Raw genomic sequence first — 19,021 nt, 5'->3', positions numbered from 1 at the left:
TCGTTCGGTTCATCATAAGGTATGCACTCCCTGATCTGGCAAGGGCCGCACCGGATCGGCGTCCGGCAGAAGACGGCCGCCGTCCCGCCCGGGGACGGCATGCGCGGCGATACGGCGGCCCGCGCCGGTCACCAGATGTAGAAGCCCTGGCCCGTCTTCTGTCCGAGTTCGCCGCGGGCCACCTTGTCGCGCAGCAGTCGCGGCGGGGCGAAGCGGTCACCGAGGGTGGCATGGAGGTGTTCGGCGATGGCGAGCCGGACGTCGAGTCCGACCAGGTCGGTCAGGCGCAGTGGCCCCATGGGGTGCTTGTAGCCGAGACGCATCGCGTCGTCGATGGCCTCGGGGGCGGCGACGCCCTCCTCGACCATGCGGATCGCCTCAAGACCCAGGGCCAGGCCGAGCCGGCTGCTGGCGAACCCGGGCGAGTCCTTGACGACGACGTCCTGCTTGCCCAGCGCCCTGGTCCACTCCAGAGCGGCCCGGACGGTGTGTTCGGCGGTGTCGGGGGCGACGACGATCTCGACCAGCGCGGAGGCGGGCACCGGGTTGAAGAAGTGCATTCCGAGGAACCGGTCCGGCCGCTTGAGGACGGCGGCGAGGTCGGTGACCGACAGCGAGCTGGTGTTGGTGGCCAGGACGGTCGTGTCGCCCACGGCCTCCTCGGCGGCCTTCAGGAGGCGGGCCTTGAGCGCCGCGTCCTCCGGTACCGCTTCCACGACCAGTTCGGTCCCCGGCGGCAGGGCGTCCACCGTGGGTACGACGGTCACCCGGCCGGCCACCCGCTCCGCGGGCTCGCTCAGACGGCCGCGCTCCCCGGCCCGCCGCAGACTGCCGCCGATCCGCTCCAGCGCCGCGGCGGCGGCCTCCTCTCCACTCTCCACCACGGTCACGGCGGAACCGGCGGTGGCGAAGGACTGGGCGATCCCCGCGCCCATCCGGCCGCCGCCGATGACCGCGACGGTGTCGGGTGCCGATGTCATGCGGGACTCCTCTGTCCAAGAGAACGTGTCATGCGGTCCTCGCCGAGCATGCGGCCGCTGATGCCGGCGCGGGCCTCGGGGCGGTTGCGGGCGACGACGACCCGGTCGGCCCGCCCCGCCACCACCCGCGTGTCGTACGCGGATGACAGAGAGGTGGTCACACCCGCTCCACCAGCAGCGCGACGCCCTGGCCCACGCCCACGCAGAGCGTGGCCAGGCCGCGGCGGCCGTTCTCCCGTTCGAGTCGGCCGAGGAGGGTCAGCAGGATGCGGGCGCCGGAGCAGCCGAGCGGATGCCCGAGGGCGATGGCGCCGCCGTCGGCGTTGACCTTGCCCTCGTCGAGCTTGAGACGGCGGATGACGGCCAGGGCCTGCACGGCGAACGCCTCGTTGAGTTCCACGGCGTCCAGGTCGCCGGTCCCCCAGCCGGCCCGGGCCAGCGCCTTCTCGGTGGCGGGGACCGGGCCCAGCCCCATCAGGTTGGGCTGCACGCCCGCGGAGGCCGAGGCGACGATCCGGGCCCTGGGGGTGAGTCCGTAGCGCTCCACCGCCTCGGCGCCGGCCACCATCAGGGCCGCCGCGCCGTCGGACAGCGGGGAGGACGAGCCGGCGGTGACGACGCCGTCCTCGCGGAAGACGGTCCGCAGGGAGCCCAGCTTCTCCAGGGTGGTGGCGGGGCGGGGGCCCTCGTCGCGGGTCACCTCGCCGTCGCGCACGGGGACGGGGACGATCTCGCGGTCGAAGCGGCCCGCCTCCTGGGCGGCCACGGCCCGCTGGTGGCTGCGCAGGGCGAAGGCGTCGGACTCGGCGCGGGTGATGCCGTCCAGGGCCGCAACCTCCTCCGCGGTCTCGCCCATGGACAGCGTGACCTTCGCCGTCTCCGGTCCGGCGTCCTGCGGGACGACCCGGTCGGCGGCGGTGAAGCGCGGGTTGGTGAACCGCCAGCCCAGAGCGGTGTCGTGCACCTGCCCCGGCTTGGCCCACGGGGTGCCGGGCTTCTCCATCACCCAGGGCGCCCGGGTCATCGACTCCACTCCCCCGGCGACCACCAGGTCCGTCTCTCCGGCCCGGATCGACTGGGCCGCCGAGGCCACCGCCGTCAGGCCGGACGCGCACAGGCGGTTGACGGTGTAGCCGGGCACGGTGTGCGGCAGCCCGGCGAGCAGCACCGCCATCCGGGCCACGTCCCGGTTGTCCTCGCCCGCCTGGTTGGCGGCTCCGAGAATGACCTCGTCCACGGCCTCGCCGGGCACTCCGGCACGCCGGACGGCTTCGGCGACGACGAGGGCGGCGAGGTCGTCGGGGCGTACGCCGGCCAGGGCACCGCCGTAGCGGCCCTGCGGGGTGCGGGCCCCGTCGATCAGGTAGACGTCCGGCATCAGGCGGCCTCCTCGGCTGCGGTGGGGACGGAGCGGCGCGACCGCAGGGCGGCGAAGACGAGGGAGACGGGCCCGAACCACTCGCGGGACCGGTGGCCGCGGCTCGTGACGGCGTCCGCCGCACGCCCGGTCAGCGGGCGGTGACGCGCGAAGTGGCCGGGTCCCTCAGGGGTCTTGCGCGGCATGCGGTGCACCTCTTGACATGCGGAGGGCTTGCTGGATTACTTGACCACACCGCACGCTAACCGAATGTTCGGTCGGTCCACAAGGTGGTGGAAATGACGACCCGGGTACCGGATACGACGCCTGGCCCCGTCGAGACGATGTTCGCCGCGGACGAGGCGTCACGAGGGCTCGGCATCGAGCTGCTCGAGTACGGCGAAGGGACCGCCGTACTACGGATGACCGTGACGTCCTCCCAGGTCAACGGGCACCGGATCGCCCACGGCGGCTATCTCTTCCTCCTTGCCGACACGGCGTTCGCCTGTGCCTGCAACAGCCACGGCCCCGTGACCGTCGCCGCCGGCGCCGACATCGACTTCATCGCGCCCGCGTACGAAGGTGATGTGCTGGTGGCCACGGCGCGGGAGCGCGTTCGGTTCGGCCGCAGCGGTGTCTACGACGTGAGCGTTGTGCGCGGAGACGAAGTGATCGCGGAGTTCCGCGGGCGCAGTCGCACCCTCCGCGCGCGGATTGAGGAGCCGTGATGAGCAGCGAAGTGATCGCGCCCGAGCCGAGGGCCACCCGCCGGGGAGAGCCGCTTCCCGAGGCACTCCTGGACGACGCCGAGCGGATGTCCCGCGAGGAGCTGACGGCGCTCCAGCTCACCCGGCTGCGCGCGACGCTGCGGCACGCCTACGACAACGTGGAGCTGTACCGCAAGAAGTTCGACGCGGCCGGCGTGCGGCCCGAGGACTGCCACACCCTCGCGGACCTCGCCCGCTTCCCCTTCACGACCAAGGCGGACCTGCGGGACACCTATCCCTTCGGCATGTTCGCCGTCCCGATGTCCGAGGTGCGGCGCGTACACGCCTCCAGCGGCACCACCGGCCGCCCTACCGTGGTCGGCTACACCGACAACGACCTGTCCATGTGGGCGGACGTCGTCGCCCGCTCCATCCGGGCCGCCGGCGGCCGGCCCGGGCACAAGGTGCACATCTCCTACGGCTACGGCCTGTTCACCGGCGGCCTGGGGGCCCACTACGGCGCCGAACGCGCCGGCTGCACCGTGATCCCCGCCTCCGGTGGCATGACCGCACGCCAGGTGCAGATCATCCAGGACTTCCGTCCCGAGATCATCATGGTCACGCCCTCCTACATGCTGACCCTGCTCGACGAGTTCGAGCGTCAGGGCATCGATCCCCGCTCCACCTCCCTTGAGGTCGGCATCTTCGGCGCCGAGCCCTGGACGGAGGAGATGCGTCGTGAGATCGAGGAGCGCCTGGACATCCACGCGGTCGACATATACGGACTGTCCGAGGTCATCGGCCCGGGTGTCGCCCAGGAGTGCGTGGAGACCAAGGACGGGCTGCACGTGTGGGAGGACCACTTCCTCCCCGAGGTCGTGGACCCGCTGACCGACGAGGTGCTGGCCGAGGGCGAGAGCGGCGAGCTGGTCTTCACCTCGCTCACCAAGGAAGCGCTGCCCATCGTCCGTTACCGCACCCGGGACCTGACGCGGCTGCTGCCGGGCACCGCGCGTCCCGGAATGCGCCGGATCGAGAAGATCACCGGCCGCTGCGACGACATGATCATTCTGCGTGGGGTCAACGTCTTCCCCAGCCAGGTGGAGGAGATCGTGCTGCGGACGCCCGGCGTGGCCCCGCACTTCCAGATCCAGATCACCCAGCGGGGCCGGATGGACCACATGACCGTCCGCGTGGAGGCGCGGCCCGACGCCGGTGCCGCCGACCGCGAGGCCGCCACGAAGGCGATCGTCCAGGGTATCAAGGACGGCGTCGGGGTCACCGTGGAGGTCGCCGTCGTCGACCCGGAGACCCTGGAGCGCTCGGTCGGCAAGCTCCGCCGGGTCAAGGACCTGCGCAAGGGCTAATACGCTGGCGGGCGCACCGCCGGGGTGCCTACTCTCCTGCGCATGCCCGAGCTGCACCTGCTCCGTCCGGACCACGCCCCGGCGCTCCTCGCCTTCGAGCAGGAGAACCGTGCCTATTTCGCGGCGACCATCCCCGACCGCGGTGACGACTACTTCGCCCGGTTCGAGGAGCGGCACCGCGCGCTGCTGGCCGAACAGGAGGCCGGGACCTGCTACTTCCACCTGCTGGTCGGGGAGGCGGGCGAGGTGCTGGGGCGGTTCAACCTGGTCGACGTGGCGGACGGGGGCGCCGACCTCGGCTACCGGATGGCACAGCGGGCCGCGGGACGGGGACTGGCCACCTCGGCCGTGCGGGAGATCTGCGGCCTCGCCGCCACCCGGTACGGACTGACCGACCTGCGGGCCGCGACCACTCTCGACAACGCCGCGTCCCGGGCCGTACTCGCCCGTGTCGGCTTCACCGTCACCGGCGAGACACGACTCTCCGGCCGCCCCGGTCTGACGTATCTGCGCCGTCTGTAGGGATGCGCGGGAACATTCCGGCGGGCCGCCTCGTTGCCTCGGGGCCGATCCCGTCCCCGACCCCGGGAGCATCGTGCCCGAATCCGCGTCCGTCACCGCCACCGCACTCCCCGCACTCCCGTCCCTCGGCACGCAGGCCGAGCGGCTCATCGAGTCGGGGGCGCACGAGATCGCCGGACTGTCCGCGGCCGAGGTCCGCGCCGTCGCCTCGGCTCCTGCCGAGGACGATGCCCTGCTCGCCGTCCACCCGGAGCACGCCCCCGCCTCCGCGCTCGCGCCGCTGCTGCGGCACGGCGGCAGGCCGGGGTTCGTCGTCACCGACATGACCGATGCCGACCTCTTCGCCCCGCTCGACACGATCACGCTGCCCGACGCCCCGCTCTACGTCCTCACCGGCCTCGACCGGGGCGACGGGATGGCGAACCGGAGCCCTGACGAGGCGCTGCCCGCGCTCACCGCGCAGGACCGCACGCCGCTGCTGCTCAGCGAGGGCATCCACTGGGTGCTGCAACAGCCCGCGGTCCTGGAGCGCAACCACTGCTTCATGACGATCGGTTCGCGGCTGCGCAAGGCCAACGGGGCGCTGGACTCCCGCACTCCGGCTATCTGGATCAGCAACGGCACCGGACGGGACGGCCGTGAGCGCCGCGACGCGCCGAAGGTGGGGTGGTGCTGGGCGGGCAACCGGCATACCTGGCTGGGCTTCGCCTCGGCGGCGGGCCGCCGGGGCCGGTAGGTCGCGCCGCCGGGCCGCGGTGCTCGTCACGCACCGCGGCCCTCCCGGAACCGGTCAGCCGCTCACGGGCCTGCCGCGGCCCCACGCCCAGGCGAGGCGGTCGGCGCCGGACTGGTTCGTGGTGGCCAGCCAGGGGCGGGACGCGTCGCCGATCAGCTTCTGGATCGAGTAGGTGTCGTCGGTGCGCAGGCCGGGCCAGTACACCGAGCCCATGCCGAGCTTGCGGAACAGGTCCGTGTCGGCCTGGATGAAGTTGACGGAGTTGTCGTCGGGCGTCGGCACGTTGTAGTCGAGGCCCGTGGTCATCGGGGCGCCGAACTCGTCGGCGACGGTCCTCCCCGCGCAGTCGCCGAGACGTTCCTTCAGGTCGGCCGCCCACTGGTCGTAGGTGGCGTAGCTCTTCCAGAAGCCGTAGTGGTGCAGGGAGAGGTAGGTGCCCTTCAGGCGTGGGTCGGCGCAGACGGTGGTGACGTGGTCGTTGTAGCCGGCGCCGCTGACGAAGACCCGGTCGTGCGGGACGGACGGGTAGGTCGCCAGCCACTTGGCGGCGAGGTCGGCCCACTCGGCGTCGGTGTAGCCGTGCGGCTCGTTCATCGGCTCGAAGTAGACGTGCGGGTCGTGCCGGTAGGCCTTCACGACGGTGTTCCACATCGGCCAGTAGGTGGCCTCGTCGTCGATGAAGCCGTCCTTGTTCGCGCCGGTGCCCTCCCAGTAGGAGACGATCACCTTGAAGCCCTGCGCCGAGGCCGCGTCGACGACCCCGCGGTACGACTTCCAGTAGGAGCCGTTCACCGTGTACGGGTTGATGGGCAGCCGTACCGTGTTGGCCCCGAGGTTGGCCCGGAACGCCGCGATCACCCGGGTCGCCTTGGCGTAGGTCTGCGCGTAGGTGTCGGAGAGCGACAGGCCGGAGAGGACCACCGGGTCGTCGGCGTAGTTGTCGCGCGGGTCGGCCCAGTTGACGCCCTTGAACTGGCTGGTGCCGTGGCCCGGGACGGCGGCGGAGGCGGGGCTGCCGGTGAGGGTCGTGGCGCCGACCGCGGCGATCGCGACCGCCGCGAGGGCGGCACGGGTGCGGGGGGCGACTCGGGTGCTGGCGGGGGTCTTGCGCATCAACGTGCCCTTTCGGAAGACGGCGGCTCGGCACAGGGGAACGTGGGCCCGGCCGCGTGTTCACGTAAACATCCACGCGGCGTGTTTACGTGAACATCTCCTGCGGGGCGGTGCGACGGGATCTCCGTCCGAGCTGGCCACACGGCGATGTTTACGTAAACTCGAAAGCGTCGGAATCGTGGCATCCGCTCCTGCGGCCGTCAAGGTTTCCCGCTCCGTAACATCGGTTGGGCAAAGGAGACTTGCGCGGTGAGGCGATGGACCTGAACGAGGCGGAGCAGCCGGTGCCACCGGCCGGGGGCGGGGCCCGGCGGGGCGGGTCCGGGGTGCCGGGCGGGCGCCGTAAGCAGCGTGTCTCCATGGCCGATGTCGCCAAGCTGGCCGGTGTCTCCTCGCAGACGGTCTCGCGGGTCTCCAACGGCCATACCGGGGTCATCAGTTCCACCCGGGAGCAGGTCCTCGCCGCCATGCGGGAGCTGGGCTACCGGCCCAACAGCGCCGCCCGCGCCCTGCGTTACGGGCAGTTCCACACGATCGGCGTGATCCTGTTCAGCCTGGCGTCCACGGGCAACAGCCGTACCGTGGAGGCGATAGCCACGCATGCCGCCGCGGAGGGTTACGCGATCACCTTGATCCCCATCGACGTGGCTACGCAGGACAACGTGCTGGGGGCCTTCACGCGGATGGGCGAGCTGGCGGTGGACGCCGTCATCGTCATCATGGAGATCCATCTGCTCGACACCAGCACGGTCCAACTGCCGCCCGGCGTCCATGTCGTGGTCGTGGACTCGGACGCCGGGGACCGCTACAGCGTGGTCGACACCGACCAGGCCGACGGCGCCCGGAAGGCCGTACGGCATCTGCTGGAGCTGGGCCACCGGACCGTCTGGCATGTGACCGGTCCCGGGACGTCGTACGCGGGCCAGCGCCGCACCCAGGCCTGGCGGGCCGAACTGGAGGCGGCGGGGCGCCCGGTTCCGGCGCCTCTGCACGGCGACTGGTCGGCCGAGTCCGGTTACGCGGCCGGAGTCGCGCTCGCCCGGGAGCCGGAGTGCACCGCGGTGTTCGCGTCCAACGACCAGATGGCCCTGGGCCTGCTGCGCGCCTTCCACGAGCAAGGGCGGTCCGTGCCCGCCGACGTGAGTGTCGTCGGGTTCGACGACACGCCCGACGCGGCCTTCTTCATCCCGCCCCTCACCACCGTCCACCAGGACTTCGCCGAGGTCGGCCGCCGCTGCGTCGAGGGCGTCCTGCGCCAGATCCGCACCCGGGACGACTCCCGTCCCGGCACCGATCTCGTCCCGGCCCGTCTGGTGGTCAGGGACAGTACCGCTCCCCCGCGCAGTTCGCCGGGCCGCGGATAGCGCGCCCTCGCACCGGCTCCCGGGCCGGCGTGTCCGCGCGGGCGATGCGGTGGGCGTCCGTCGCCGGGGGTTTCCCGATCACCCGGCCGGCGCGTGCGACGTGACGGCGGTCAGGGCGTGCCGCAGGGCGGAGTCGTCCGGTGGGGGTTCGTCCCAGCGGGCGGCGACATGGCCGTCCGGGCGGACGAGGAGTGCTCCGCCGTGCGGGCTCAGCCGGTAGCGGTCGGCGGGTTCGCGGGGCAGCGCCTCGACGCGCAACGGCCAGGGGGCGACGGCCTGTCGCTGCCAGCGGGCCGGGGCCGGGGTCAGCAGCGTGAACCACGCGCCGAGCGTGTCGAGCGTGGAGCGGTCGGGGGCGAGCCAGTGATGGGGCAGGCGGTGGCCCGGTTCCGCGGTGGGGACGTACTCGGTGCCGGCGGGCTCGGGAGGCGGGTCGGCGGGGCCGGTGAGCACGGCCTGGGAACGGTAGGTCGCGCCGAGCACCAGGCCGAGCTGCGCGAAGTACCGTTCCGACCAGGGCAGTTCGACCGGCGCCGGGACGCCGTCGCGGAGCTGCTCGTTGCGCAGGTTCTGCACCTGGATCAGCAGCCGGGTGTTCCCGACCGCCTGGCGGAGGGTCTCGCGGGCCACCGGTTGCCGCTCTGTCCCGTACGTTCCCACCAGGGACGGCCCGGCCCAGCCGTGGAGCACCCCGGCCAGTTTCCAGCACAGGTTGTGCACGTCGGCGACACCGGCGTTCATGCCCAGGCCGCCGATCGGGGGGACCGCGTGCGCGGCGTCACCGGCCAGCAGGATCCGGCCCCGTACGAAGCTCTCGGCGAGGGTCGCGGTCATCGGCCAGTGCTGGACCCGCACCACATCGGCCCGTACGTCGGCGCCGGGACCGAGGGCCCGCGAGACGAGGACGGCCCAGTCGGCGCGGTCGGCGGCGTCGGGCGTGGCACCGAACCAGGCCCAGCCGCCCTCGGGGTAGAGCGGGGTGAAGGTGCCGTAGGCGGTGAAGTAGACCCCGGCGGGCTGGTGCGCGCACCAGTGGTCCAGGTCGGCGTCGAAGACGACGGTGGTGAAGCTGCCGAGCGCTCCGGGGCCGGTGGTGCCGATGCCCAGCCGCTCGCGGACGGTGGAGTTCGCGCCGTCGGCGGCGAGCACGTAGCGGGCGCGGACGCGGGTCTCCTCCCCGTGTTCGGCGTCGGCGAGGACGGCGAGGACGCCGTCCTCCTCCTCTTCCAGGTCGACCAGCTCGGTCCCGAATCGCACCTCTCCCCCGGCCGCGGCGAGCAGGGTGGGCTCCAGCCGGTCCTGCGAGGTGACCGCCCCGACGACCGGGCTCTCCGGGACCGGCGCGTGGATCCCGACCATCACGGCGGTGGCGAAGTCGGCGTCGTACAGGGTGTCGCGGAAGCGGACGCGGCCGTACTCGGGGGCGAACGCGCCGGCGGTGATCCCGGCGGCGATCCCGAGCTGACGGAAGATCTCCATGGAACGGACGTTGATGAGGCGGGACCGGGGGAAGGGCGACAGCTCCCGGTGTTTCTCGACGAGCAGGGTCGGCACGCCCCAGCGGTCCAGCAGCGCACGGGCGGTGAGGCCGACCGGTCCACCGCCGACGATCAGTACCGGCACCTCGACGTCCACTGCGGGCATGACTCCATCATTCGGCCCGGGCCCTTGGCGGCAAACGCCGCCCGTGCGCGTACACCCGAACGGGTCACCGGTCAGGGCCGGGGGCCGGCCGCATAGGCCAGCGGCGGCGCCATGGCCTGGACGTCCGCTCCCGCTCCGACCCACAGGGCGATGAACAGCGCCGCGGTCGCTTCCAGGAGCCCCGCCCGTTCGAGTCCGCCCGCGGCCAGGGGCTCGCACCCCGCGTCCCGCACCAGCCGTCGGACCCGCGCGAGAGCCGCCTCGTCGTCCCCGCACACCGGAACGGCCAGCGGCCGCCCGTCGAAGACAGGTGGCCGCATCCGCCACACATCCTCGTGACACAGGTTGAACGCCTTGACCACATGGGCTCCCGGCGCCGCCCCGGCCAGTTGCCGCGCGGCCGAGGGGCCGCCCTCGGTCAGCAGCCGGAAGCCCGCCCCGACCGGGTTGGAACAGTCGATCAGCACCTTCCCGTCGAGGGCCGCCCGCAGCTCCCGCGCGACCTGCGCCCCCGCGCCGAAGGGCAGCGCGGCCAGCACCACCGGACCGGACTCGGCCGCCGCCCGGAGACCGGCGGCCCGCGCTCCGCCCCCGAGGCGCGTCGCGAGCCGCTGCGCCCTGCCGATGTCCCGTCCCCCGATGGTCACCTCGTGCCCGGCCCGCACCCAGTGGCCGGCGAGTGCGTCCGCCATGTTGCCCGTGCTCAGTACGCCGATCCGCATCACACGCTCCCCTGCCGCGGCTGTTTCGTTCGTCCGTGCCGACGTTACGGAGCCCGTAGGGCACCATCTGGTACGTGACGACCGACGCCGTTCTCGCCGACTGCCGCGCCCGCCTGGCGTTCGACCTGCTCTCCCACACCTGGAACGCCGTGGTGCTCTGGGCGCTGCGGGACGGGCCGAGACGTCCGGTCGAACTGCGGGAGCGGATCGGGGGCATCAGCTCCAAGGTGCTCACCGAGACCCTGCGGCGCCTTCAGTTCAACGGGCTGGTGGCGCGGCGGGCCCTCCCCGGGGCGCCACCGCGCGTCGAGTACGCGCTGACGGACCTGGGGCGGTCGTTGCTCGGCCCCATCGACGCCGTCGGGGCGTGGGCCTTCGAGCACGGCGACGAGGTCATGGCCGCGCAGGAGGCCGGCTGCGCCGAGGTCGAGCACAAGAGCTGAGAGTCGGCGCCGCCGGGCGTCGGCCGTCTCCTCGTACCCTGTCTGACGTGCCTCCCACCCGTCTGCATCGTGTCGCCGTCCTCGTGCTGGAGGGGGCGAAGCCCCTGGACGTCGGTATCCCGGCGCAGGTGTTCACGACCCGGGCGAGCATGCCGTACGAGGTGCGGGTGTGCGGGGCTGCGCCCGGTCTGGTCACCGGCGGCGACGGGCTGTCGTACCACGTCGCGCACGGACTCGACACGCTGGAGTGGGCGGAGATCGTCTTTGTGCCCGGCTACCGGTTCCCCGACCGGGAGGACCCGCCGCGGGCGGTCGTCGAGGCGCTGCTCGCGGCGCACCGGCGGGGTGCGCGGCTGGCCGCCATCTCGACGGGGGCCTTCGCGCTCGCCGCGACCGGGCTGCTCGACGGCCGGCGCGCCACGACGCACTGGCACTACACACGGTCGCTCGCGGAGAGGCATCCGCTCGTAAAGGTCGACGAGAACGTGCTCTTCGTCGACGAGGGCAGCGTGCTGACGTCGGCCGGTGCCGCCTCGGGCATCGACCTGTGCCTGCACATCCTGCGCGGTGACCTCGGGGTGGCCGCGTCTAACCACGCGGCCCGGCGGCTGGTCGCGGCCCCCTACCGCAGCGGCGGCCAGGCGCAGTACGTGCCGCGCAGTGTCCCCGAGCCGCTCGGTGAGCGGTTCGCGGTGACCCGCGAGTGGGCGCTGCACCGGCTCGGCGAGCCGCTCACCCTCGACGCACTCGCCCGGCATGCGGGGGTCTCGGCGCGTACCTTCTCGCGGCGCTTCGTGGCGGACACCGGGTACACGCCGATGCAGTGGGTGATGCGCGCCCGGATCGACCTGGCCCGGGAACTGCTGGAGCGCTCGGAGCGGAGCGTCGAGCAGATCGCCGGCGACGTCGGTCTGGGTACCGGGGCGAATCTGCGGCTGCACTTCCAGCGCATTCTCGGTACGACCCCGAGCGACTACCGGCGCACTTTCACCAAGGGCGAGTAGCGGCCGCACAGGACGGCGCCGGGCGAGCACGTGCTCACGCTCGACCGGCAGGACGTCGACACCGTCAACCGGTGCCCTGGCCCTCGTCCTTCGCGCCTCGGTCGCGTTCGGCGCTCTCACGGACGCAGCAGTCGCCGTGCTCGGCAGGGATCCGTTCGAGGCCGGGGGCGGGAGGTCGCACGGCTCCCGGCCGTTCGTGCGACACCGGACCGAACTGCTCGGCCACCACGCCCCGCGATGCCCCGGCCTGCCGGGCGGCGCAGGCTGCCGCTCGTGTGATCCCGGTGCGTGCACGGATCAGCGAAGCGGCCGCGGCGACGACGGCCATGGCGATGGCCAGGGTGAAGACGACGACCAGGCCGTCGTGGAAGGGCCGCGCGATCAGGTGGGGGAAGAACTCCCGCCCGGTCAGAAGGGCGGCGTCGGCCGCCGGCAGGTGACCGAGGAGGGCCGGGCCGAGGAGCTGCCGGACGGGGTTGTAGCCGAGGAAGGCGGCGAACAGGACCTCGACCGGCGGCAGCGAGGCGACGTGGTGAGCGGCCGGGGCGGGCACGTTCCGGGCGGTGAGGCCGGAGGTGAGGGTGTGCGGCAGCGACCCGGCGAGTCCGGCGACCATCAGGGAGAAGAAGATCCCCAAGGACAGCACCATGCCGGCGTTCTGGAACGTGGCACGCATCCCGGAGGCGGCGCCCCGGGCGTCCGGCGGGACGCTGGACATGATGATCGAGGTGTTCGGCGCCGCGAACAGCCCGTTGCCCAGGCCGTTGAGGAAGATCAGGGCGGCGAAGAGGCCGTAGGAGAAGTCCGTGGGCAGCAGCAGGAGCCCGGCGAAGGAGGCGGCCGTCACGGCGCAGCCGGCGGCGGCGAACGGCCTGGCCCCGAATCTGTCCGACAGCGCTCCGGACACCGGCCCGGCGGCCAGGAAGCCGACGGTGAGGGGCAGCAGGTAGAGGCCGGCCAGCAGCGGGGTGTCGGCGTAGTCGTGGCCGTGCAGCGGCAGCCAGATGCCCTGCAGCCAGATGATGAGCATGAACTGCAGGCCGCCGCGGGCGATCGCGCCGAGCAGCGTGGCGGCGTTGCCGCCGGCGAAGGAGGCGTTGCGGAACAGCCGCAGCGGGAACATCGGTTCGCCGACCTTGGTCTCCATGACGCAGAAGACGGCCAGCATGAGCGCGCCCCCGATGAGACCGGCGAGCACCCAGGGGTCGGTCCAGCCCATCGTGTGGCCGCCGTACGGCTGGATGCCGTACGTGATGGCGGCCAGCAGCGCGGTGAGCCCGGCGGCGAAGGTGAGGTTGCCCCACCAGTCGATCCGCCCGGGAGTGCGGATGCCCGTCTCGTGAAGTGACTTGTACGCCCATACGGTGCCGATCAGCCCGATGGGCACGTTGACCCAGAAGACGGAGCGCCAGTCCCACTGCACGAGCACACCGCCGAGGACCAGTCCGATGAACGAGCCGGAGATACCGGCGACCATGTTCACGCCGAGCGCCATGCCGCGCTGCCGGTCGGGGAAGGCGTCGGTGAGGATGGCGGTCGAGTTGGCCATCAGCATCGAACCGCCGACGGCCTGCACGATCCGCCATCCGATCAGCCACAGCGCCCCGGCCGAGCCCTGGAACGGGTCGACGGAGAGGATCACCGAGGTGACGGTGAAGATGACGAATCCGAGGTTGTAGACGCGGACCCGGCCCCGCATGTCGCCGAGCCGGCCCAGGGCCACGACCAGCACAGCGGTGACGAGCAGGTAGCCCATCAGCATCCACAGCAGGTAGTTGACGTTGCCCGGCCGCAGCGGGTCGAGGTGGATGCCGGTGAAGATGCCCGGCAGTGAGATCAGCACGATCGAGGTGTTGATGCTCGCGATCAGGACGCCGAGCGTGGTGTTGGTCAGCGCCACCCATTTGTAGCGGGGGTGGTCGGCGCCGATCCAGGTACGGCGACCGCGGGCCCGGACGCCGGGGGCGCTGCCTGGGGGGCGGGGACTCGGGTCGGTGGTCACCGGCACTCCTCCCTCGTCGCTTCCGATGAGGAACCGGCGGTCAGTTCGCGATGGCCGGGCTGCGCGCGGGGGCAGCCGGGAACGCTGCCCACGGCGTGCGGTCGACGACCAGGCGGCGCAGCGTGCGCACCTGGTGCGGGGCGTTCCAGCCCAGTACGCCGACCACCCTCCCCTGGTGCCCGTAGGCGGCGGCGAAGTGGCCGTCCGACGGATCGCCGTGGACGAACCGCAGCTCCGCACCCGGCGGGAAGATGCCGTACGCCTGGATCCTGGTGTCGTACTGGTCGGTCCAGAAGTAGGGCACGGGAGCGTACGGCGTGGCGTCGCCGAGCAGGTTGCCGGCCGCGGCCATGGCCTGTTCGGTGGCGTTCATCCGGTGCTCGAGGCGCATGCGGGTGTCGAAGTGCGGGTTGGGCCAGGAGGCGACGTCGCCGGCGGCGTAGATGCCGGGTGCGGCCCGGCAGTACGCGTCGCACTCCACTCCGTCTCCCAGGCGCAGGCCCGAACCCGCCAGCCAGCCGGTCGCGGGCGTGGCGCCGAGGGCCAGGACGACCACGTCGGCCGGCAGCGTGGTGCCGTCGCCGAGTTTCACTCCGGTCACCCGGCCGCCGGCGCCGCGCAGTCGGCGGACCGGCACCCCACAGCGCAGTCGCGTTCCGTAGTCACGGTGCAGGTCGGCGACGAGTGCGCCGATACGGTCCCCGAACGGGCGCCGCACCGGGACCGGCTCCGGCTCGACCACGGTCACCTCCAGGCCCATGGTCCGGGCCGCCGCGGCGACCTCGGTGCCGAGGAATCCGGCCCCGACCACGACCAACCGGGGCCCGGCCCGCAGCGCGGCGCGCAGGGCGACCGCGTCGTCGAGGGTGCGCAGGACGTGGACTCCGGCCAGGTCGCTGTCGGGCATGCGCCGGGGGGCCACACCGGTGGCGATGACCAGCGCGTCGAAGCCGACGCTCGCGCCGTCGGCCAGGCGCACCCGGCGGCGCCGGACGTCGAGGGCGGTGGCGCGCTGTCCGAGTCGCAGGTCGGCCCGCAGCCGGGCGAGATCCGGCAGCGAGCGCAGGGTGGCCCGTTCGGGCTCCCAGGCCCCGGTCAGGATCTGCTTGGACAGCGGCGGCCGGTCGTACGGCGGGCGGGACTCCTCACCGATCAGCGTGAGGGTGCCGCCCCAGCCTCGGCGGCGGATGGCCTCGGCCGCGGTCAGTCCTGCGGCGGAGGCTCCCACGACGGCGATGCGCTTCACTGTGCGTCCCCCTGTTCCTCCAGCCAGATCGCCTGGGCCGGACAGAGGGCGGCGGCCTGCCGGACGTCGTCCTCGACGCCCTCGGGCGGGGTCGCGGCGAGCAGGACGACGATGCCGTCCTCCTCGCGCTGGTCGAACACCTCCGGTGCGCTGAGCACGCACTGGCCGGAAGCCACGCACTTGTTCTGGTCGATGATCACCTTCATGGGATTCTCCTTTCCTGTACGGCGGTCGGCCGCGGTCACCAGGTGACGGGCAGCTCGTAGACGCCGTAGACGTTCCCGTCGTGCTTGAACGGGATCCGGTCGAGATCCACCGCGAGCCGCAGCGTGGGGATCCGGCGGTAGAGGGTGCTGTAGACGACCTGCAGCTCCACCCGGGCCAGCGGCTGGCCCAGGCACTGGTGGACGCCGAAGCCGAAGGCCACGTGGTGGCGGGGGTTGCGGTCGATGTCCAGCCGGTCGGGGGCGGGGAAGGCGGCGGGATCGCGGTTGGCGACGTCGTTGGCGAGGACGACGCCCTCGCCGGCGCGGATGGTCACGCCGCCGGCCTCGATGTCCTCCAGGGCCACCCGGCGGCGTCCGCTGTGCACGATGGTGAGGTAGCGCAGGAGTTCCTCGACCGCCGAGGCGACCGTCTTCGGGTCGTCGCTCTCGCGCAGCCGGGCCAGCTCGCCGGGGTTCTGCAGCAGCGCCAGGGTGCCGAGCGCGATCATGTTGGCGGTGGTCTCGTGCCCGGCGATCAGCAGCAGCATTCCCGTACCGGCCGCTTCGGCCCTGGGGAGTTCACCGGTCCTGACCCGCTCGGCCAGCGTGGAGAGCAGGTCGTCGGCCGGGTGGGCCAGCTTGACGCCGATCAACCGGTCCAGGTAGTCCATCAGCTCCCGGGTGGCCACCCGTGACTGTTCCACGGTGGTGGTGCGCCTGATCAGGATCTTGCTGTTGGCCTGGAAGAAGTCGTGGTCGGCATAGGGCACGCCGAGCAGCTCGCAGATCACCAGTGACGGCACCGGCAACGCGAACTCCTGGACCAGGTCCGCCGGTTTGGGCCCGGCGAGCATGGTGTCGATCAGACCGTCGACGATCTTCTGGACGACCGGCCGCAGCGCCTCCACCCGCTTGATGGAGAAGGTCGCGGTCACCATCCGGCGAAGCCGGGCGTGGTCCGGGTCGTCCATGGAGATGAACGTCCGCGCCAGCTGCCGGCGCTCCTTCATGGCAGGGCTCTGATGGGGGAAGTGCGGGCAGGTGCTGTCCGAGCTGATCCGGGGATCGGCCAGCAGCGCCCGTACGTCCTCGTAGCGCGTGATCAGCCACGGGGTACTGCCGTCCCACAGCCGGACCCTGCTGATCGGGTCCCGGTCCTGCAGGGCACGCAGGGTCGGCGGCGGGTCGAACGGGCAGCCGGCCGCCCGGGGCATCGGGTAGTCCGGCACGTCCGTCGGCAATACGTCGGTGCCAGGTGCCGAGTAGTTGGTGCTCATGGGTTCTCCGCCCTCTCCGGAAAGGTGGTTCGGGAGGCAGGTCCTGCCTGCGGGAGGAGACATCGAGGAACGGGCCCGGAGGTTCAGGCGGTCGCCGGTCCGCCGCCGTCCTTGGCGGCGGTCCGCGGATCGGTCCCGAGCATGCGCCGGATGATGGGCATGATCGTGTGGACGGCCACTCCCAGCACCTGCACGTCGTGCTCGGGCAACCTGGCCAGCAGTTCGGCGACCCGGGCGTCTCCCACCCGGCGGTGCTCGGCGAGGAGTTCACGCCCGGCGTCCGTGATGGCGACGAGGCGGACCCGCCCGTCCTCGGGATCACTGATCCGCGATGCCAGACCCTGGGCTTCCAGCCGCTGCACCAGCACGGTCATCGACGGCTGGGTCACCCTCTCCGCCGCGGCCAGCGTGGTCAGCCGGACCGGGCCTTCGCGGCCGAGCCTGCCGAGCGTGGCAGCGGTGGTCAGGCTCATGCCCTGCCAGGTGGACATGAGGTACCGGACCAACCCGGTGGTCAGCTCGTGCAACGCCGCCGCCACCTGCTGGGCTCCTTCTTCGGATGTCTCATCCATACCCATATTCATAACATGATCTATATACAACGTCTATATAGATTGCGTAGTAAATGTCCATATTTTGAACGACCCACTATAGACATGAAACCAGGACATACCAGAATATATATAGACAAACTATATAGACAGTGCTATAGATAGTGACGAGCCCTTCGGGGCGCCGGACGGAGAAGGTGATGACTGTGACCCGCGCCCGCACCCCAGCCCTCGCCTGGCCCCTGACCCACCATCCGGAGGCCGCCGGCGAGGCCCGTCAGATCACCAAGGAGGTACTCGCCCGCTGGCAGGTCGCCAACGAGCCGGCCGACTCGGTGCTGCTGACCGTCTCCGAACTCGTCACCAACGCCGTGGAGCACGCCGAGCCGCCACTGAACCTCAGGCTGAGCCATGACCTGCGCACCCACCGCGTGCACATCGAGGTCTCCGACGGAGGCCCCGCCGCCACGGACGGTGACTGGGCGGCCGGCTGCACCCCCGAAGAACACGGCCGCGGCCTGGAGATCATCGGCTTCCTCACCACCGCACACGGCAACCGCCTGGAACGGGGCCACGCGATCCACTGGGCCGACGTGTGCGCCGCCGCCTGATCGCGACCTCCTCCGCCGCGACGGAGTGACCGACGTGGCGGGATCCTTTTGAACCATGGCGATCTCGCCGCTGTCGTGGGTGGGTACGGCCAGCGAACCTGGTGGCATAGCGAAGGGACACCACTTATGACTCGCATCGCCATCAACGGATTCGGCCGCATCGGACGCAATGTGCTGCGCGCGCTGCTGGAGCGGGACAGCGACCTGGAGGTCGTCGCCGTCAACGACCTCACGGAGCCCACCGCTCTCGCGCGGCTGCTGGCCTTCGACTCGACGGCAGGGCGCCTCGGCCGCCCGGTGACCGTGGACGGGGACGTCCTCGTCGTCGACGGCCGACGTATCAAGGTACTCGCCGAGCGCGAACCGGCGCAGTTGCCGTGGGCCGAACTCGGCGTGGACATCGTGCTGGAGTCGACCGGCCGCTTCACGTCGGCGAAGGCCGCCCGCGCCCACCTCGACGCGGGCGCGAGGAAGGTCCTGGTCAGCGCGCCGTCGGACGGTGCCGACGTCACGCTCGCGTACGGCGTGAACACCGGCGCGTACGACCCGGACACGCACACGATCGTCTCCAATGCCTCGTGCACGACCAACGCGCTCGCGCCGCTGGCCGCCGTGCTCGACGAACTCGCCGGTATCGAGCACGGGTTCATGACCACGGTGCACGCCTACACCCAGGAGCAGAACCTCCAGGACGGCCCGCACCGCGACCCCCGTCGTGCCCGCGCCGCCGGTGTCAACATCGTGCCGACCACGACCGGCGCCGCCAAGGCGATCGGCCTGGTGCTGCCGAACCTCGAGGGCAGGCTGTCCGGCGACTCGATCCGGGTGCCGGTGCCGGTGGGCTCGATCGTCGAGCTCAACACGACGGTCGCCCGTGACGTGACACGCGACGACGTGCTGGCGGCGTACCGTGCCGCCGCGGACGGGCCCCTCGCCGGCGTCCTCGAATACTCGGACGACGCCCTGGTCTCCTCGGACATCACGGGCAACCCGGCCTCGGCGATCTTCGACTCGGCCCTCACCCGCGTCGACGGCCGCCACGTCAAGGTGGTCGCCTGGTACGACAACGAGTGGGGCTTCTCGAACCGGGTGATCGACACCCTCGAACTGCTCGCGCGCTAGCGGGCCGGGGGGGGGGGGGCGGGGGGCACTGGGGTTGGAGGCGGAGG

At 72.1% G+C, this 19,021-nt stretch carries 21 protein-coding genes; 9 read left to right on the top strand and 12 right to left on the bottom strand.

From position 1 onward, the window contains the following. Positions 1–128 precede the first annotated feature (128 nt). Genes ACFWXC_RS11700 through ACFWXC_RS11685 form a run of 4 tightly spaced genes read right to left on the bottom strand, consistent with a single transcriptional unit; the run spans position 129 to position 2,543 of the window. Entirely contained in the window at positions 129–980 is an 852-nt protein-coding gene (locus ACFWXC_RS11700) for a 3-hydroxyacyl-CoA dehydrogenase family protein (RefSeq protein ID WP_384476838.1), read from the bottom strand. Beyond that, positions 977–1,141: a hypothetical protein gene (locus ACFWXC_RS11695; RefSeq protein ID WP_384476836.1), complete on the bottom strand. Its 165-nt coding sequence runs from the start codon at positions 1,139–1,141 to the stop codon at positions 977–979. Before ACFWXC_RS11695 ends, ACFWXC_RS11700 begins: the two co-directional genes overlap by 4 nt. Further along, positions 1,138–2,358, bottom strand: coding sequence for a thiolase family protein (locus ACFWXC_RS11690; RefSeq protein ID WP_384476833.1), 1,221 nt, complete (start codon positions 2,356–2,358; stop codon positions 1,138–1,140). The genes ACFWXC_RS11695 and ACFWXC_RS11690 overlap by 4 nt, the downstream gene beginning before the upstream one ends. Then, entirely contained in the window at positions 2,358–2,543 is a 186-nt protein-coding gene (locus ACFWXC_RS11685) for a hypothetical protein (RefSeq protein WP_384476831.1), read from the bottom strand. The genes ACFWXC_RS11690 and ACFWXC_RS11685 overlap by 1 nt, the downstream gene beginning before the upstream one ends. A gap of 93 nt (positions 2,544–2,636) precedes the next feature. On the opposite strand from ACFWXC_RS11685, the gene paaI reads away from it, so the two are divergent. From paaI to ACFWXC_RS11665, 4 genes are all read left to right on the top strand, one after another. Further along, the gene (gene paaI / locus ACFWXC_RS11680; protein WP_384476828.1) at positions 2,637–3,065 is read left to right on the top strand and encodes a hydroxyphenylacetyl-CoA thioesterase PaaI; all 429 of its coding nucleotides are present in this window, start codon (positions 2,637–2,639) and stop codon (positions 3,063–3,065) included. After that, positions 3,065–4,411, top strand: a complete 1,347-nt coding sequence (gene paaK, locus ACFWXC_RS11675) for a phenylacetate--CoA ligase PaaK (protein ID WP_384476826.1) — start codon at positions 3,065–3,067, stop codon at positions 4,409–4,411. The genes paaI and paaK overlap by 1 nt, the downstream gene beginning before the upstream one ends. A 42-nt stretch (positions 4,412–4,453) precedes the next feature. Next, positions 4,454–4,933 (top strand): GNAT family N-acetyltransferase, encoded by a 480-nt coding sequence (locus ACFWXC_RS11670; RefSeq protein ID WP_384476823.1) that lies wholly within the window; start codon positions 4,454–4,456, stop codon positions 4,931–4,933. A 73-nt stretch (positions 4,934–5,006) separates the two neighbouring features. After that, positions 5,007–5,669: a DUF5701 family protein gene (locus tag ACFWXC_RS11665; protein ID WP_384476820.1), complete on the top strand. Its 663-nt coding sequence runs from the start codon at positions 5,007–5,009 to the stop codon at positions 5,667–5,669. Positions 5,670–5,723: 54 nt separating this feature from the next. Here ACFWXC_RS11665 and ACFWXC_RS11660 read toward each other — a convergent pair whose 3' ends face one another. After that, a complete protein-coding gene (locus ACFWXC_RS11660) occupies positions 5,724–6,782 on the bottom strand; it encodes a glycoside hydrolase family 5 protein (protein WP_384476818.1) in 1,059 nt (352 codons plus the stop codon). 257 nt (positions 6,783–7,039) lie between these two features. Here ACFWXC_RS11660 and ACFWXC_RS11655 point away from each other — a divergent pair, with 257 nt between their 5' ends. Continuing rightward, positions 7,040–8,146 carry a LacI family DNA-binding transcriptional regulator gene (locus ACFWXC_RS11655; protein WP_384477293.1) on the top strand — a complete coding sequence of 369 codons (1,107 nt, stop codon included), beginning with the start codon at positions 7,040–7,042 and terminating at the stop codon, positions 8,144–8,146. A 78-nt stretch (positions 8,147–8,224) separates the two neighbouring features. Here ACFWXC_RS11655 and ACFWXC_RS11650 read toward each other — a convergent pair whose 3' ends face one another. Next, complete coding sequence (locus tag ACFWXC_RS11650; RefSeq protein ID WP_384476815.1) at positions 8,225–9,790, bottom strand: FAD-dependent monooxygenase; 1,566 nt, start codon at positions 9,788–9,790, stop codon at positions 8,225–8,227. 71 nt (positions 9,791–9,861) lie between these two features. Then, the gene (locus tag ACFWXC_RS11645) at positions 9,862–10,512 is read right to left on the bottom strand and encodes an NADPH-dependent F420 reductase (RefSeq protein WP_384476812.1); all 651 of its coding nucleotides are present in this window, start codon (positions 10,510–10,512) and stop codon (positions 9,862–9,864) included. A gap of 74 nt (positions 10,513–10,586) precedes the next feature. Between ACFWXC_RS11645 and ACFWXC_RS11640 the strand changes: the two genes are divergently transcribed. Both ACFWXC_RS11640 and ACFWXC_RS11635 read left to right on the top strand, forming a co-directional pair. Continuing rightward, positions 10,587–10,955 carry a winged helix-turn-helix transcriptional regulator gene (locus tag ACFWXC_RS11640; RefSeq protein ID WP_384476810.1) on the top strand — a complete coding sequence of 123 codons (369 nt, stop codon included), beginning with the start codon at positions 10,587–10,589 and terminating at the stop codon, positions 10,953–10,955. 47 nt (positions 10,956–11,002) lie between these two features. After that, on the top strand, positions 11,003–11,959 hold the full coding sequence (locus ACFWXC_RS11635) for a GlxA family transcriptional regulator (RefSeq protein ID WP_384476807.1): 957 nt from the start codon (positions 11,003–11,005) through the stop codon (positions 11,957–11,959). Between the two features lie 64 nt (positions 11,960–12,023). Here ACFWXC_RS11635 and ACFWXC_RS11630 read toward each other — a convergent pair whose 3' ends face one another. From ACFWXC_RS11630 to ACFWXC_RS11610, 5 genes are all read right to left on the bottom strand, one after another. Next, the gene (locus ACFWXC_RS11630; RefSeq protein WP_384477290.1) at positions 12,024–13,889 is read right to left on the bottom strand and encodes an MFS transporter; all 1,866 of its coding nucleotides are present in this window, start codon (positions 13,887–13,889) and stop codon (positions 12,024–12,026) included. A gap of 112 nt (positions 13,890–14,001) precedes the next feature. Then, on the bottom strand, positions 14,002–15,207 hold the full coding sequence (locus ACFWXC_RS11625; RefSeq protein WP_384476805.1) for an NAD(P)/FAD-dependent oxidoreductase: 1,206 nt from the start codon (positions 15,205–15,207) through the stop codon (positions 14,002–14,004). Beyond that, the gene (locus ACFWXC_RS11620; RefSeq protein ID WP_384476802.1) at positions 15,204–15,413 is read right to left on the bottom strand and encodes a ferredoxin; all 210 of its coding nucleotides are present in this window, start codon (positions 15,411–15,413) and stop codon (positions 15,204–15,206) included. The genes ACFWXC_RS11625 and ACFWXC_RS11620 overlap by 4 nt, the downstream gene beginning before the upstream one ends. Positions 15,414–15,448: 35 nt before the next feature. Beyond that, positions 15,449–16,690: a cytochrome P450 gene (locus ACFWXC_RS11615; protein WP_384476799.1), complete on the bottom strand. Its 1,242-nt coding sequence runs from the start codon at positions 16,688–16,690 to the stop codon at positions 15,449–15,451. 83 nt (positions 16,691–16,773) lie between these two features. Continuing rightward, positions 16,774–17,262: a MarR family winged helix-turn-helix transcriptional regulator gene (locus ACFWXC_RS11610; RefSeq protein WP_384476796.1), complete on the bottom strand. Its 489-nt coding sequence runs from the start codon at positions 17,260–17,262 to the stop codon at positions 16,774–16,776. A gap of 179 nt (positions 17,263–17,441) precedes the next feature. Here ACFWXC_RS11610 and ACFWXC_RS11605 point away from each other — a divergent pair, with 179 nt between their 5' ends. Further along, the gene (locus ACFWXC_RS11605) at positions 17,442–17,852 is read left to right on the top strand and encodes an ATP-binding protein (protein ID WP_384476793.1); all 411 of its coding nucleotides are present in this window, start codon (positions 17,442–17,444) and stop codon (positions 17,850–17,852) included. 126 nt (positions 17,853–17,978) lie between these two features. Then, complete coding sequence (gap, locus tag ACFWXC_RS11600) at positions 17,979–18,974, top strand: type I glyceraldehyde-3-phosphate dehydrogenase (protein ID WP_384476790.1); 996 nt, start codon at positions 17,979–17,981, stop codon at positions 18,972–18,974. Positions 18,975–19,021: the final 47 nt, after the last annotated feature.

Source organism: Streptomyces sp. NPDC058683 (assembly GCF_042716195.1).
Lineage (GTDB): Bacteria > Actinomycetota > Actinomycetes > Streptomycetales > Streptomycetaceae > Streptomyces.
Note: the sequence above shows the minus strand (reverse complement) of the source record. Positions and strands in the feature narration are given on the sequence as shown.

Excerpts from the sequence above, each read along its gene's own strand:
- ACFWXC_RS11645 (WP_384476812.1), bottom strand. The coding sequence starts at position 10,512 with ATGCGGATCGGCGTACTGAGCACGGGCAACATGGCGGACGCACTCGCC.
- ACFWXC_RS11650 (WP_384476815.1), bottom strand. The coding sequence starts at position 9,790 with ATGCCCGCAGTGGACGTCGAGGTGCCGGTACTGATCGTCGGCGGTGGA.
- ACFWXC_RS11670 (WP_384476823.1), top strand. The coding sequence starts at position 4,454 with ATGCCCGAGCTGCACCTGCTCCGTCCGGACCACGCCCCGGCGCTCCTC.
- ACFWXC_RS11615 (WP_384476799.1), bottom strand. The coding sequence starts at position 16,690 with ATGAGCACCAACTACTCGGCACCTGGCACCGACGTATTGCCGACGGAC.
- ACFWXC_RS11620 (WP_384476802.1), bottom strand. The coding sequence starts at position 15,413 with ATGAAGGTGATCATCGACCAGAACAAGTGCGTGGCTTCCGGCCAGTGC.
- paaK (WP_384476826.1), top strand. The coding sequence starts at position 3,065 with ATGAGCAGCGAAGTGATCGCGCCCGAGCCGAGGGCCACCCGCCGGGGA.
- ACFWXC_RS11605 (WP_384476793.1), top strand. The coding sequence starts at position 17,442 with ATGACTGTGACCCGCGCCCGCACCCCAGCCCTCGCCTGGCCCCTGACC.
- ACFWXC_RS11700 (WP_384476838.1), bottom strand. The coding sequence starts at position 980 with ATGACATCGGCACCCGACACCGTCGCGGTCATCGGCGGCGGCCGGATG.
- gap (WP_384476790.1), top strand. The coding sequence starts at position 17,979 with ATGACTCGCATCGCCATCAACGGATTCGGCCGCATCGGACGCAATGTG.
- ACFWXC_RS11690 (WP_384476833.1), bottom strand. The coding sequence starts at position 2,358 with ATGCCGGACGTCTACCTGATCGACGGGGCCCGCACCCCGCAGGGCCGC.
- ACFWXC_RS11610 (WP_384476796.1), bottom strand. The coding sequence starts at position 17,262 with ATGGATGAGACATCCGAAGAAGGAGCCCAGCAGGTGGCGGCGGCGTTG.
- ACFWXC_RS11685 (WP_384476831.1), bottom strand. The coding sequence starts at position 2,543 with ATGCCGCGCAAGACCCCTGAGGGACCCGGCCACTTCGCGCGTCACCGC.
- paaI (WP_384476828.1), top strand. The coding sequence starts at position 2,637 with ATGACGACCCGGGTACCGGATACGACGCCTGGCCCCGTCGAGACGATG.
- ACFWXC_RS11660 (WP_384476818.1), bottom strand. The coding sequence starts at position 6,782 with ATGCGCAAGACCCCCGCCAGCACCCGAGTCGCCCCCCGCACCCGTGCC.
- ACFWXC_RS11655 (WP_384477293.1), top strand. The coding sequence starts at position 7,040 with ATGGACCTGAACGAGGCGGAGCAGCCGGTGCCACCGGCCGGGGGCGGG.